Raw genomic sequence first — 12,060 nt, 5'->3', positions numbered from 1 at the left:
TCAATGGAGAAAACCCTCCCACCGATTCCCGTCAAACGCTACTTCACGATCGGTGAGGTGGGGGAGTTGTGCGGCGTCAAGCCGCACGTGCTGCGCTATTGGGAGCAGGAGTTCACGCAACTGCGTCCCATGAAGCGACGCGGCAATCGACGCTATTACCAGCACCACGAAGTGCTGATGATTCGCCGTATTCGCGACCTGTTGTATGACCAGGGCTTCACCATCAGTGGCGCCCGCAACAAGCTGCAGGAGATGGTCCAGTCTGACCGCGAGCGCCGCAAGGCCGGTGATGTGCCGCTCGAGGGCATGGAAGCGATCGAGATCGATCAAGAAGAGTTCGATGCAGCGGTGCAGGGGGACGTGGATGTTCCGCCCCCGCTGTCGCAGTTGCCGGCCCGCACGGTCGATCTGTCGCAGCTGCTGCACCTTCGGCGCGAACTGAACGAAATTCGCGAGCTGCTGACCACAAGTCATTGAATTCAGGCCGCTATAATCGAAAGCTTCGGTGTGTGGCGCAGCCTGGTAGCGCACTTGCATGGGGTGCAAGGGGTCGAAGGTTCGAATCCTTTCACACCGACCAGTATTGACAGGGGTTAGCAGGTAAGTATCTGCTAACCCCTTTGTCATTTCAGGGCTCGGCGTCCTAGTGGCGTCCTAAAACGCAAGACGGAAGAAAACATGCTCGGTGAATTGACTGCGGCCTTCGGTAGCGCGAAGGCCCTCGCGGACCTTGTCGTGGCGGGCAAAGGGCTGATCGATCAGGCGAAGTTCACTTCGGCTCTCTTCGATCTCAACGACTGTCCGAACAAGCACCCGCAACTGGTCTTTTACGACTACATGCCCCTTATTGGCACTGTTGTCTAGGGGGCGGCCGCGAGGTTAACAACCCGGTCACGCTATCAGCCACGGCGGCCTCCGAGTCGTGCCATGAGACGCTGCGTTTCCTGCAGCGCCGAATGTGCAGAGTCATCCGACAGGTCCAACGCGTCCAGCGTGCTGAGAATGGATGCTGTCAGCGCCGCGCGCCGGACGTTCACGATCGCATCATCCACATCCCCCGACGCGTAGCCGTACTCCGCGGCCTCCCGATCGATGCAGCGGCGCAGGAGGTCGAGCGAGGGCGCCAGATCACAGGCTCCGGGGAGGCTCGCGAAAGACGTTGCGGTCAACACTGCCAGGCCGGCTAGGTCGGTGAGGGTGCCCCCATGTCCGAGGTTGTGGCTGAGGCGAAGGCGCTTGGATTCGTCGGGAAACTGCATTTCGGATTCGTTTCATTTCGTGTTTTGGAACACTCAATGTAACTAGGCCGACTGGCAACCAGCATCCTGCACATGTGATTTCGTCCAGGAGTGTGACTTAATACCGCTTTGTTGCCTTGCGCAATTGCTAAATCTGTGCTTAGCGTTTGCGAAATTTGTCAGAGCGGCGTGCAATCCTGCGCGATCCCTTTTGCATCGTGTTGCAAAATGCGGCTCAACGATGAGGGTTATATGAAATCGCTAAGCGCTTGGTACGAGGGGATGACCAAAGGTCAGAAGTTTTTTGTCTACGCAATCTCCATCGCGCTGAGCGTGGTCTACGGGGTGGGGCTGATTCCGTTGGCAGTCCTCATCTACCTCCACTTGGGCGATAGAGGTCGCGCTTAGAACGGCTCCGGCAACACCGGACCAAGCCAAGCCACAGCCGCATCTTCAGGCGCCATCTCTCGCAACCGCTCGTCGCGCCACAAGTCCGCAGCAACCTCGTCCAGTTGCTCGGGGTCAACAGTGCGCCACTGTCTCTGCAGCCGGTGGGCACAAACGGCAATCCAAATTTCGCGGTCCATGAGGGATACTGTAGTTTTATCCAGTATTCCATGCAAGCCGTTGTTTACCGCTGTCGCCGAGAGGGTGTTCGTCTGTCCGCGGTCGCCATCCAAGCCGAGCCGGCGCGCGGCGAGCTACAGGTTCACCGGCGCGGCTTCAACAATCGAATGGCTGCGCGGCGTCGAGTGCCTCTCGCCGGGCGGCGCGAAGGGTAGTGGGCCGACGTACCCCAGACGTGGTGGTGCGTGATGGGGAGGCCGCCGACGCGGCGAGGCACGTTCGCGCCGTGAACATCAGTCTGCTGGTTTTCCTGCACGTCCGTACCCGCTGTTTCGCGGCGGCAAGATGTCCGACACCGGCCGCGCACGGCCCCATGTGTCGAGATCGTCAACCAGCCACGCCACGCGGCCCATGCTGAGTTTGCGGGGCCTTGGAGCCTCGCCGCGCGCGACTAGGTTGTCCAGCGTGGTCGTAGAGATTGCCAGGTAGGCCGCCGCGTCTGCTCGCGCCAAAAACAAGGGCCGAATCTGAACGATCGGAGGCGCGGTCGTGTTGGTCTTCGTCATTCGAAAAGCATATCGGGCGGGGGCTGGATTTCACCAAAACCCCTGATGTTTCGCGAGAAACCTTAGCTCACCATCTTCGCTTGCCCCAGTTGTGCCAGGAGCGATGCGAGCGCCGATGCGTCGGACGCACTGGCGGCGTTGATCGAACCGCTTTGCCCGTTCGGCAGAGTGATATTCACGGTGTGGGTGGTGCTGGCAGTGGTCGATGCGGCTTTCGCCGCGGCGTCCTCTCGCTTCGCCTTGTCCAGCGCGTTGGTGGTCGCCGTGACCATTGCGGACGCGTCGCTTAGCGCCCTGACCGACACCGACCCTGCGCTCAGTTTCTCCATCGCGTCGAGCGTCTGCTTGGCGTTCTTGGCCTGCTGCAACGCTTCCTGCAGGTAGTCCAGGTCCGATGCACCGAAGCTCTGCAGGCCACGCTGCAGCACGTCCATTGCCTTGTCAATCGGCAACACGTTCGTGCCTTTGGTCAGGTCAAGCCCCTCGTTGATGGTCGAGTGCACATCCTGATCCGGGCCGACGATGCCGAGGCTGTCCGCGTTGTTGCGGTAGCTGCCGTCCGCGTTGCGGCCGCCGAGCGACTTGTCGCTGTTGCCCTTGCTCGTGCTGCCGTTGCCGTTGTTGCCCTGCGGTTGAAGCGGCGCACTCTTCGGTTGCGTGTCCTGCGCGACGATCTGCTGCGTTCGGAGTATCTCCCGCTGCAGAGAGATTTCAGAGGATTCAACGCCCTTGTTCGCCGCGGTCACTGCCGCAGCGTACTTTTCGAAGGCCGTAATCTTGTCGTCAAGTGCAACCTGCGTGCTCTGCGCAATTGCCTTCCATGAATCTTCGTAGCGCTGTGCCGTCTCTTGCAATTCGGCGGCGCTCTTCAGCCCGAAGTTGTGCAGGGCCTCGTCCAGCGTGTTGACGCCAGGTAGCAGGCTGTCGATTTTCTCGCGTGCCTTTTCCAGTCCGTCCGCGACTTGCTCACCGGACAGCCGGCCGGCGGCGCCGAGTGCTTCATATCGCTCGATGACGGCCTGTAGCGCTTTCTCGGTGCCGGCCGCCTCGGTGGCCTTGTCGAGCGCCTTCGCGAGCGCCACGCCGGTCTCCGGGCCCTTGGCGTTGAGCCGGTCGAAGGTTGCCGCCAGTGCGTCGACGTCGTTGATCGCACTGGCCATCGCGGCGCCAAACCCGGTCTTCAATTCCTGCGCGCTCAAACCCGCACGGCGCAGTGACTCGTCGCCTATTGCGTCGATCGCAGCGGCCAGGCGGCGCGCGCCGATCTCGCTACCGTCGAACGCTGCCGCGGCCTCGGTCCTGAACTTGCCGAGGTCCTCGGTCTTCAGCGCAGACGAGAGCGCATCGCGCATCTGGTCGCCAGTGATCTTGCTGCGCACGGCCAGCGCGTCGAGTGCTGCAACTGCGGCGTTGATGCCTTGCACGTTGGACAGGTCGAGCGCCTTCGCGACCTTGCCGAGCGCATCGGCCGTTGTCTCACCGGCCAAGCGCGCTTTCTCGAACGTACCCACAAGCGCCGTCGCCTCCACGCCGAGTCCGAGGGCCTTGTCCGCGGCAATCTGAGCCTTCTGAGCAATCGCAGCATTTGCTTCGGCCAGGGCGCGTGCCGCGGCCTCCTGCGCACGCATGCGGCCTTCGGCGTCGCGCATCACGTCGCCCCATTTGGACCACTTGCCGAACTGCTCGCCAATCGCCGTGCCGATGTCCTTGATGTTGACCGCGACGGCCACCAGTCCGCCGAGTTTGAGCGTGCCGATGAGGCTGGCCAGGCGTCCGACGCCGGCCGCTGTGCCGCCGGCTGCAGTGTTGGCAGCGGTCTGCGCGGCGGTAAATGCTGCCGTCTCGACAGCGGCCGCCTTCGCAGCGACCCCGATGCCGGTGAACGTCTGCGCGAGTCGGATCGCCTGAAACGCTACCGCAGCCTTGCCAACGTCGTAGAGCACGGTCGCGACTGTGTCGAGGTTCTTCGCCAGGCTGTTGATGACACCGGCAATCGTGGCGCTCGCGCCGTGCGCCTTGTCGACTTCGCCCACGTACTGCGTCCAGGCGCTCGACAGGTTCGTGATCGCCCGGCCGATCGTCTGCGGCATCTGATCAAACTCGGCGCGCAGTGCAGAGCCTTGACCCTGCAGAGCGCTGATGACTTGCGTTGCCGTCAGGCTGCCGGCCTCGCCGAGCTTGCGGAGTTCGCCAGTCGTGACGCCGAGCCCATCCGCCAGGGCTTTCGCAAGCCGCGGTGTCTGTTCGAGGACCGAATTCAACTCGTCCCCGCGCAGGGTGCCGGACTGCATGCCCTGCACCAGTTGGACGATTGCGGCGCTTGCGCTGTCCGCGCTGACGCCCGACAACTGCACGGCTTGCGTGATGGTCTCCGTGAGAGCGAGCGCCTGCTGATTGCTGATGCCGATCTGCTTACCGGCTGCGGCGAGCTTGTTAAATAGGTCGCCGACGATGTCGAGCGACGTGCCGGTGCGCTGAGCGACATCGAACACACCCTGTAGCGTCGTCTTGAACGCGTCGCCGTCGCCGGTCGTGAGCTTGATCCGAGCGGAGAGGTTCGCATACGCATCCGCGGTCTTGGCGACGTCGCCGATGAGGCCACCGAGCAATTGCCCGCCGATCGCCGCGCCGGCCAGTTGCTGAATGGTGCGCAGTTGCTGACCGATACCCGCCAGGTCGCCGCTGACCGTGCGCGCGGTCTCGCCCATCTTCTTCTGTTCGGCCGAGGTGGCGCGAATCTGGTCCGCAAGTTCCTTTTCGTAGGCCGCGGACTTCTGGACCGCGGCATTCGCGGTTGCAAGGGCGGCGTTCTTGTCGCGCACTGCGTTCCGCGCATCCAGGATGGCGAGTTGCTCGGCCTTGACGGTCGCCTTATAGGCGTCGGTCGTCTTGTCGGCGTCGCTGGTGGTGAGACGGAGTCGAGCTAGCGCCTCGGTCTTGTCGGCGAGTGCGCGTTTTTCGGTGGCAGCGTCGACAGCAGCGGCTTCAGCTGCCTTGCCGAGTTGCTTCGTCGTCGCGATTGTCTTTTCCAGTTCGGCTGTAAGGGCCGAGAGTTCGGAGGCGTCGGTCTCGACGCTGAGCTTCATCTTGACGTCGCGGCTGTTGCTGGATGCCATGTGGCTATCTCTTTCGTTGTTCGGTTAGTTCGGCGGGGCGCTGTAGGTCGCGCAACACCTCGGCCAGCACGCCAGGCAGTACCTTGCGTAGTGCGCGCTCGACAGCGTCATCCAGATGGTCCAGGAGCGCGTCAGGCACGGCCTGCTCGATCGCGGTATTCACTGCGCGCCGCAGGTCGCGTGCGAGTTGGGGGTCATTCATTGCGGGGCACCGGCTGTGTCTCGACGTACGGGCGCAGGTCTTCCGCGTTGACGTGCGCGAGTGCCGCGACTCGGACGTCTACACCGGGTCCGTACACGCGCCATGCGGTGCCGCCGACTGGCTCGACGCGCAGGCCGGCTGCTTTGATGGCAGCGCGCACGCGTTGTTCGCGCCGACTGCGTTCGGGCCTTGTCATGCGGTTGGCAGTCCGAACACAAACAGCCGCATCGGCCTGCCGGGTGTGCACCAAGCGGCTGCCGCGGCGAGGCGTCGGGCATTTGTCGAGCGCGCCAGCAGCGCGGCGGCCAGGCGGGGGCAGGTGACTTCGATCATTTGAGGCACCCCGCGACGATGCGCCGCTGATAAGCCAGGCCGGCGGCGCGCTGCACGATGAGTCGGTGCAGACGCTCGCGCTCATCGGCGTCGGTCTCTCTGTAGCGGCGTTGCACGAGTTCGGCGTGTCGCAGCACCATGCGGTCGAGCCTTTGCTGTGCTGTCTCGTGATGCTGTGCAGGTGCCGGCCGCACGGGCGGCAGATACTCGTCCGGTTCGTCGTACTCAAGGTCGAGACTAGACATCATCGCCCTCGATAAGGACGGCGAATTGGGGGCGCTGTCCGGGGCGTGGGTCCCACTCACCGCCCGCCGCCTCGATCTGGCGAATGATCAACTCTTCGTCGCGTTCGAGCACTTCGAGATCGCGGTTCAGTTCGGCGGTGCGCTGCGCGCGGGTCTCGGCGTCGAGCGCGTCGGGCATGTCTTGCAGCGCCGGCGCAAACTTTGCGAGCACCACGTCCACCCCGACCGCATACACGATCAACGCGGTCGCGCGTTCGGCTCGGCTGATCATTGAGTCTTGAATAACCGAGAGAGCCGCGGCTAGGCGGTCGCTGCGATCGGGGATCGACTTGTGCGACCCTGCATATTCGATGGGCTCGCTCAGCGGCGCAAACATGCCCCCCTGTGCCACTTGAGTGACGCCATCTGCGAACAGTCCGGCGCCCTTGTCGGCGAGCGCCTCAAGCTGTTCGCGAACATCCGCAGTGAGTTCGGCGTGCGACGGGCCCGTCACGTCGGGTGCCGACAGTTGTGCAATGACGTCGGCAATCTTGGCGCGTGTAGTGTCAAGCTTCTTCATACGGTCACTCCGTGCTTCTTGGCGAACGTGCGCAGGGTGGCACAGTAGGCCGACCAGATGTTTGCGCGGGGTGCGAGGGCATTGCTGGCGGCGCGCAGTCGGGCGGCGCGCGCGCTCAGAGCCGCGTCATCAGGCTGTGCACGTGACTCGACCGCGGCGGCTTCCGCCTGCTCGCGAGCGTGTGCTGCGGCCGCGGCTACTGCGGCGCCGCGGTCGAGCCGGTTGTGCAGACGTTCGAGGTTGATGGTGGTCATTTGGCTTTTCCTTGGTTGCGATGACGGTTCCACATGTCTGTGGTGCTGACAGGTTCACTGGCGACGTGCGGCAACAGTGCGGCGCGGACGCGTGGGAGCGGCAGCGATGCCGAGATGAATCGCGCGGCAAGATGCGGCTGCCCGGCGATCTGGCACAGCGCCTCCACCTCGGCTGCATAGCCCGGCGCTTTGCCTTGCAGGGCGCGGATGATTCGCGCCGGGAGCTTGGCGGCAGTCATGTCGAACGAAGCCTTTGCCTCGATTCCGGGCGTCACCTTCGTGGCGAACCCTTTCGCGAGCGCCTCGTCCGCTGTGAGCCAGGTCTCATCGGCGAGCAGTGCCGTCATTGCGGCTTCCGACATACCTGTGCGGCGCATATAGATCGCGGTGAGTTCGGCGCCAATCTTGTCGAGCACGTTGGCTGTCTCGCGCAGTCGCTCGGCGTTGCCGTAGACCGCAGTGATGGGGTTGTGCACCATCATGAAAGTGCCGCTCGGCATTTCGATCGTGTCGCCGGCCATCGCAACGAGAGAGGCAGCGCTTGCGGCGACACCCATTACTCGCACGTTGATGGTCTTGCCGGAGAGCTTCAGCATGTTGTAAATCGCGATGCCGGCGAACACGTCGCCGCCGGGTGAGTTGATCTCCAGGCTGATCGCCGAGCCGCTGACCGCGCCGAGTTGGTTTCGGAAGTCCGCGGCTTCGGTGCCGCTTGCGCCGATCTCGTCAAAGATGGCCAGCGTGGCGCCGCTGGAGATCGCCTCAAACCGGAAGAATGGCTTCACGAGATGCTCCGCAGGATCAGGCCGAGCGGCGTGCCGGCGGGGGCGGCGACTGCCTCAAAGCTCCGTAGACCGGGGGCGCGGCTGAGCACGAGAGGATTGCTGTAGTCGAGTTCGTAAATCTGGTGGGAATTCATGGTGTGGTCACTCGCTGAAAAGGTCGGCGGGGGTTTTGGGCGCAGGCTTGCCCGCGATGAATGCGTCGAGATAGGCGCGATGCACATAGGTCTCGTCGCCGAGTTCAACGAGCCACATGCCGCCCATCTGCCCTGCGGCAACTGCGGTTTTGAATCGCTTGATTCCGACGCCTAGACGCGCGGCGGCCTCGCTCGCGACGATGAGCGCCGGGATGCTGGTGTGTGCGTTTTGAGTTGACATGCCGTCATGGTCCGGCAAGGTGCCGCTAGACCGACTGCGGCACTTTTTCGCCTTGACGGATTCGCTAGCCTGTCGACGGCGCGGCTAGCCGGCGCTGACGCCCGCTCAGCTGTGCTCGTTCAATGAGTGTTGAGCTTGTTCGTAGGTGGCCCGCATGCCTTCCGAGATTGCGGCGAGATGCTGGTCCACTACCTCGTCAACGCGTTGACACCACTGCGGCTCCAGGCCGCAGCGTTCGAGGTGGTCGCCAATGCTTCGCAGTCCGTTCGCAAGCATTGCCAGTTGAGTCGCTGCGACATCGCGCACCATTGCGCGCGAGACGTACTCGCCGGCCTCGATTTTCAACTTGAGCGCGCGCTGATCGGCCTTGATTTTTTCGTGTCGCGCTCGTTGCGTCGCAAACTCTGCATTCGCGCTTGACGATGGTGTGTCTGCGACTGTCGGCGCGAGTGTCGACGGCGCCGCGGTCTTGCGAGGGCGGCCTGCACCGGGGCGACGGCCGCCGCGTCCGGGTTTGGTTGGGATTTCGGCGATTGTCATAGTCAATTCCTATTTGATTGTTGATATTCATAGAAAACTAGGCTGCATCCTTGCGCGCATCGACCCTCTCTGTCCCCGCACGAGCGATCGGACCCCCTAGGGTCCCCGGCGTCGCGAAAAGTCCGCCAGAGCACCCCGGGCCGCGGGGCGCGTGGGCACGTCAGGCGCGGTCGTGGCGCGACGATCACGCTGCGGGTGGGGGCGAGGGCGCGTGAGTGGCTGTGAGCGCCTCCACGGCCGCGAGCCACAGACGCGCGTCGGATGCGTCGCCGACATAGGCAGCGCGCCCCCAGTGGCCCGGCCAGCCGATCTCTGTCAGCGTGGCGAGGTCGAGTGGTGGTGGTGTGGTGCCCACACGTTCGCGCAGGTTGTGCAGCAGTGCAGACATCCATGTGTCCGGCAACGCGAACGCGGGGAGGTAGCGGCTTGCCATGCGTGCAGCCGCGGGGGTGAGGCGCTTCGCGTCGTCGCGCAGTGCGGTGAGTGCCAAGTGTGGGTGCGGTGTCTGTGTTGGTTCGGTCATCGATGTGTGCTCAGTGTTTGTTGTGTGCCGCGGGGGTTGACCGGGTTACGGGTTACAGGAGTTACGCCCGCCCCCCTATAGCCCAAACTCCTAAGTCAGAATTTCTTTTTGGGTCCTATTAGAGAGGGCGTAACTCCTGTAACCCGTAACCGGCGCTACCTCGAAAAAATGTCATCCGCCAAGCAGACGTCCTCGATCTGTGGGCGTGCGCGTTGTGCCTCAGCGCTCAATTCACCAGGAGGTCGGCCGCGCCATTTGTCCGGGTTGCGCAGAATCCAACAACGCTTTGTCGACCCGTTGATCTTCAGCGGTCGCGCGATGCTTTCGCAATCCAGTTCTTCAAGCGCTCGGCGCATGGCTGCAGTGAACACATCGCCGGCACCATCCGACATCGCGCGCGCCGCATCTTGATTCGTCACAACGTCCGTCGGCCACGTCGACACAAGCTCTTCGGCGTACTTCACGGTGAGCGACTTCGACGCGGACACGGCCGCGAGCTTTGCTTCGCTCATCGGGGGCCGTTCGCCCGGATTGAATCTGGCGATGTCACGATCCCGCAGGTAGACGCCAACAGCGTTGACAAACCCCGCATCGGACAGTGCGGCATAGAGCCGGCTGTACTCCGCTGGTGCGCGCGGTGGGGCGGAATGGCACGCGACCCGAAAGCGCCGGTCCGTGCCGGTCAGGGGCAGGGCGTTGAAGTGGTTGCTGAACACCAGCCATCGGCACGAGTTGTGCTCTCGATACTGCCGCCCGAATTTCGGGTTGATGTCGCGAAACTCGGCGTTGACTATGGACTTCAGCCGATTGGCATTCCGGTGAGGGTTCTCACCGGCGCCTTCCTGCACTTCGTCAACGATCGCCACGATGCGCCCGGCAAGCTGACCGTTGAATTGCGAATCCATCAACGCAGGCAGGTCGACGTTGGGCGCCACCTGTCCGCGCCAGAGGCGGGCGAGCAGGCTTGCCAGCCAGTTGCGGCCGGTGCCTGTGTTGGATGCAATGTGCAGCCACCCATAGTGCGGCAACTCGCCGGGGCGTTGCTCGATATGTGCGAGCCAGTCGAGGAAAGCCTCGCTCTCGGCCGCATCGGGGAACAGGTAGGCAATCTGATCGAGGAACAGCCCAACGTCCGCCGCTGCGGCCCAACGCTCGATTGGCCGCCATGAGTTCAGGGCGGCCTTGCCGTCTGGGTCCCGGCAGATGCGCGCCGCGCCTGCATGGAACGTCCGCGTTGCCACGGTCTTGCGCACCGGCGACTTCTTCCAAATCACAGCGTTCGGTATCTCGCGCACCTTGGCTTTTTCGCTTGGCGATTTTTCCTCGATCTCCGTTGCAGACGCGGCCGTCAGTCCGGCGAAGTCTGTGAAGCTCAGCACTTGGCGCGGATCGTCCAGTAGCCCGACGTTGCTACCTTCGCCGATCCAAACGCACGCGGCCTCCATTTCCGCGACGCTCATGATGGTCGGCATCGCGTTGATGTCCGACTCTTGCATCCGCTCGTTCTCGGCCTTTTGTCGTTCGCGCCTCCGCTCATCGCGGGTCGCCGCGTGGTCGTCAAAGCCGTCGGCCGTGTTCGAGCGCACGAGGCCAATCGCTTCGCGGAATTCGCGCTGCGCGCGCCCGACACAGTGTGCGTGCCGACATGCGAAGTTGCCTTGCGAGAATCCGCCCGTGTTCGGCGGGTAGTAGACGGTTGACGTGTCGCCCGACTCGCTGCTGTGCTCACTGGCGCAGGGACAAGTGATGTTGAGGGCGCCGTCCCTGCGCTCGCTCTTCACTAGGCCGCGTGCGTATAGCGCCTGCGCGACAGGATCGCTGTCTATGGCTTTCCGCGTCTCGCTGGCTGCAGTTGTGGCGCCCGCTGCTGCTAGCGCCCCCTCGGTCAACGCCTTGGCGCTGATAACCAGGTCGACAACGTCGCCAAACAAACCGTCGACAAAACCGCTCCGACGAGTTACGGGATTTGTCACACCCGCCGCAAACACCGGTGCGGCTGTGTAGTGGGGTTGTACCTCTCGGAACAGCGCGCGATCTACGCTTGAACCGAAGCCCTCGTGCGTGTGCCAGGACGTGAGGTCTGCGCAACTGTAGGGGGTCGCGAGCCAGAACCACACATGTGCTTTCAGGACACCAGCATTCTCGGCACGACCAGCCTTCCCGGACAGTTGCCAGTGATACGACACGTCCCAGAAGCACGTTGGTAGCGTAGCTCTGATGTACTCATCAATACACGCACCTGGGTCGACGAGAGGGTCGCCCGCTGTCGGCTTAAAGCCATCCACGTCGACCATGACGGCGTGCAGCGCTTGATCTTTGAAATGCTCTTTCCGGCGTAGCACGAGCCCGGGGCGCCAGTTTTCTTCGATCCGCATTGGAGGCACTGCGGCCTCGTCCCCCACGTACCGACCCCGTATGACGCAGGTCTGTGGATCACTCTCGATCGACGTCAGAAACGCAGACAGACTTTGAATGTCCGACACATGCGCAACCCGGTGGGAAAAATTCAACGCGTTTGTTTCGCCATCGACCGTGCCGTCTGCGTTCCATCGCTTTGCCACGAGCAAATTGCCTGTCGTCCTCAGCACAGTGAGCGATTGCGCATTTGCATTGTGCGCAATAGAATCGCTACCAAGGTTACTTTCGACGGTGGCCTGATCTTCTTCAACGCCGGCCCCTGCCAGGGTCGGCGTTTTCATTTGTGGCGTCATGCTGCGGCCACCCCGCCCAAATGCCGGCGCAGTTCGCCGACGTTCC

Annotated in this window: 16 protein-coding genes and 1 tRNA gene; 4 read left to right on the top strand and 13 right to left on the bottom strand. The window is 63.2% G+C overall.

From position 1 onward, the window contains the following. Window positions 1-3 precede the first annotated feature (3 nt). The 3 genes from AC1DN9_RS02710 (at window position 4) to AC1DN9_RS02700 (ending at window position 864) form a co-directional block, all read left to right on the top strand. Window positions 4-477, top strand: coding sequence for a MerR family transcriptional regulator (locus AC1DN9_RS02710; RefSeq protein ID WP_478097524.1), 474 nt, complete (start codon window positions 4-6; stop codon window positions 475-477). Between the two features lie 26 nt (window positions 478-503). Then, window positions 504-580, top strand: a tRNA-Pro gene (locus AC1DN9_RS02705). A 98-nt stretch (window positions 581-678) separates the two neighbouring features. After that, window positions 679-864, top strand: coding sequence for a hypothetical protein (locus tag AC1DN9_RS02700; RefSeq protein WP_478097046.1), 186 nt, complete (start codon window positions 679-681; stop codon window positions 862-864). Window positions 865-899: 35 nt separating this feature from the next. Here the strand turns inward: AC1DN9_RS02700 and AC1DN9_RS02695 are convergent, their stop codons facing one another. From AC1DN9_RS02695 to AC1DN9_RS02645, 11 genes are all read right to left on the bottom strand, one after another. Further along, window positions 900-1,259, bottom strand: coding sequence for a hypothetical protein (locus AC1DN9_RS02695; protein ID WP_478097045.1), 360 nt, complete (start codon window positions 1,257-1,259; stop codon window positions 900-902). Between the two features lie 839 nt (window positions 1,260-2,098). Then, window positions 2,099-2,371 (bottom strand): helix-turn-helix transcriptional regulator, encoded by a 273-nt coding sequence (locus tag AC1DN9_RS02690; RefSeq protein ID WP_478097043.1) that lies wholly within the window; start codon window positions 2,369-2,371, stop codon window positions 2,099-2,101. Between the two features lie 62 nt (window positions 2,372-2,433). Continuing rightward, the gene (locus tag AC1DN9_RS02685) at window positions 2,434-5,487 is read right to left on the bottom strand and encodes a tape measure protein (RefSeq protein WP_478097042.1); all 3,054 of its coding nucleotides are present in this window, start codon (window positions 5,485-5,487) and stop codon (window positions 2,434-2,436) included. Between the two features lie 4 nt (window positions 5,488-5,491). After that, window positions 5,492-5,689, bottom strand: coding sequence for a hypothetical protein (locus AC1DN9_RS02680; RefSeq protein ID WP_478097040.1), 198 nt, complete (start codon window positions 5,687-5,689; stop codon window positions 5,492-5,494). After that, a complete protein-coding gene (locus AC1DN9_RS02675; RefSeq protein WP_478097038.1) occupies window positions 5,682-5,885 on the bottom strand; it encodes a hypothetical protein in 204 nt (67 codons plus the stop codon). Before AC1DN9_RS02675 ends, AC1DN9_RS02680 begins: the two co-directional genes overlap by 8 nt. A 133-nt stretch (window positions 5,886-6,018) precedes the next feature. Beyond that, window positions 6,019-6,267 carry a hypothetical protein gene (locus AC1DN9_RS02670; protein ID WP_478097036.1) on the bottom strand — a complete coding sequence of 83 codons (249 nt, stop codon included), beginning with the start codon at window positions 6,265-6,267 and terminating at the stop codon, window positions 6,019-6,021. Then, on the bottom strand, window positions 6,260-6,826 hold the full coding sequence (locus AC1DN9_RS02665; protein WP_478097034.1) for a hypothetical protein: 567 nt from the start codon (window positions 6,824-6,826) through the stop codon (window positions 6,260-6,262). The genes AC1DN9_RS02670 and AC1DN9_RS02665 overlap by 8 nt, the downstream gene beginning before the upstream one ends. Continuing rightward, entirely contained in the window at window positions 6,823-7,080 is a 258-nt protein-coding gene (locus AC1DN9_RS02660; protein ID WP_478097032.1) for a hypothetical protein, read from the bottom strand. Before AC1DN9_RS02660 ends, AC1DN9_RS02665 begins: the two co-directional genes overlap by 4 nt. After that, window positions 7,077-7,865 carry a head maturation protease, ClpP-related gene (locus AC1DN9_RS02655; RefSeq protein WP_478097030.1) on the bottom strand — a complete coding sequence of 263 codons (789 nt, stop codon included), beginning with the start codon at window positions 7,863-7,865 and terminating at the stop codon, window positions 7,077-7,079. Before AC1DN9_RS02655 ends, AC1DN9_RS02660 begins: the two co-directional genes overlap by 4 nt. Further along, complete coding sequence (locus AC1DN9_RS02650; protein ID WP_478097028.1) at window positions 7,862-7,999, bottom strand: hypothetical protein; 138 nt, start codon at window positions 7,997-7,999, stop codon at window positions 7,862-7,864. Before AC1DN9_RS02650 ends, AC1DN9_RS02655 begins: the two co-directional genes overlap by 4 nt. A gap of 7 nt (window positions 8,000-8,006) precedes the next feature. Beyond that, entirely contained in the window at window positions 8,007-8,240 is a 234-nt protein-coding gene (locus AC1DN9_RS02645; RefSeq protein WP_478097026.1) for a hypothetical protein, read from the bottom strand. A 129-nt stretch (window positions 8,241-8,369) separates the two neighbouring features. Here AC1DN9_RS02645 and AC1DN9_RS02640 point away from each other — a divergent pair, with 129 nt between their 5' ends. Continuing rightward, a complete protein-coding gene (locus tag AC1DN9_RS02640) occupies window positions 8,370-8,660 on the top strand; it encodes a hypothetical protein (protein ID WP_478097024.1) in 291 nt (96 codons plus the stop codon). 304 nt (window positions 8,661-8,964) lie between these two features. Here AC1DN9_RS02640 and AC1DN9_RS02635 read toward each other — a convergent pair whose 3' ends face one another. Both AC1DN9_RS02635 and AC1DN9_RS02630 read right to left on the bottom strand, forming a co-directional pair. Next, on the bottom strand, window positions 8,965-9,303 hold the full coding sequence (locus tag AC1DN9_RS02635; RefSeq protein ID WP_478097022.1) for a hypothetical protein: 339 nt from the start codon (window positions 9,301-9,303) through the stop codon (window positions 8,965-8,967). A 155-nt stretch (window positions 9,304-9,458) separates the two neighbouring features. Then, window positions 9,459-12,002 (bottom strand): primase-helicase family protein, encoded by a 2,544-nt coding sequence (locus AC1DN9_RS02630; RefSeq protein WP_478097020.1) that lies wholly within the window; start codon window positions 12,000-12,002, stop codon window positions 9,459-9,461. Between the last annotated feature and the right edge of the window lie 58 nt (window positions 12,003-12,060).

The organism is Variovorax sp. 05L425, assembly GCF_056397705.1.
Note: the sequence above shows the minus strand (reverse complement) of the source record. Positions and strands in the feature narration are given on the sequence as shown.

Bases quoted from the DNA above. Each gene is read 5' to 3' on its own strand.
- AC1DN9_RS02690 (WP_478097043.1), bottom strand. From the start codon at position 2,371: ATGACGAAGACCAACACGACCGCGCCTCCGATCGTTCAGATTCGGCCC.
- AC1DN9_RS02645 (WP_478097026.1), bottom strand. From the start codon at position 8,240: ATGTCAACTCAAAACGCACACACCAGCATCCCGGCGCTCATCGTCGCG.
- AC1DN9_RS02695 (WP_478097045.1), bottom strand. From the start codon at position 1,259: ATGCAGTTTCCCGACGAATCCAAGCGCCTTCGCCTCAGCCACAACCTC.
- AC1DN9_RS02630 (WP_478097020.1), bottom strand. From the start codon at position 12,002: ATGAAAACGCCGACCCTGGCAGGGGCCGGCGTTGAAGAAGATCAGGCC.
- AC1DN9_RS02670 (WP_478097036.1), bottom strand. From the start codon at position 6,267: ATGTCTAGTCTCGACCTTGAGTACGACGAACCGGACGAGTATCTGCCG.
- AC1DN9_RS02650 (WP_478097028.1), bottom strand. From the start codon at position 7,999: ATGAATTCCCACCAGATTTACGAACTCGACTACAGCAATCCTCTCGTG.
- AC1DN9_RS02675 (WP_478097038.1), bottom strand. From the start codon at position 5,885: ATGACAAGGCCCGAACGCAGTCGGCGCGAACAACGCGTGCGCGCTGCC.
- AC1DN9_RS02665 (WP_478097034.1), bottom strand. From the start codon at position 6,826: ATGAAGAAGCTTGACACTACACGCGCCAAGATTGCCGACGTCATTGCA.
- AC1DN9_RS02700 (WP_478097046.1), top strand. From the start codon at position 679: ATGCTCGGTGAATTGACTGCGGCCTTCGGTAGCGCGAAGGCCCTCGCG.
- AC1DN9_RS02660 (WP_478097032.1), bottom strand. From the start codon at position 7,080: ATGACCACCATCAACCTCGAACGTCTGCACAACCGGCTCGACCGCGGC.
- AC1DN9_RS02635 (WP_478097022.1), bottom strand. From the start codon at position 9,303: ATGACCGAACCAACACAGACACCGCACCCACACTTGGCACTCACCGCA.
- AC1DN9_RS02680 (WP_478097040.1), bottom strand. From the start codon at position 5,689: ATGAATGACCCCCAACTCGCACGCGACCTGCGGCGCGCAGTGAATACC.
- AC1DN9_RS02710 (WP_478097524.1), top strand. From the start codon at position 4: ATGGAGAAAACCCTCCCACCGATTCCCGTCAAACGCTACTTCACGATC.
- AC1DN9_RS02685 (WP_478097042.1), bottom strand. From the start codon at position 5,487: ATGGCATCCAGCAACAGCCGCGACGTCAAGATGAAGCTCAGCGTCGAG.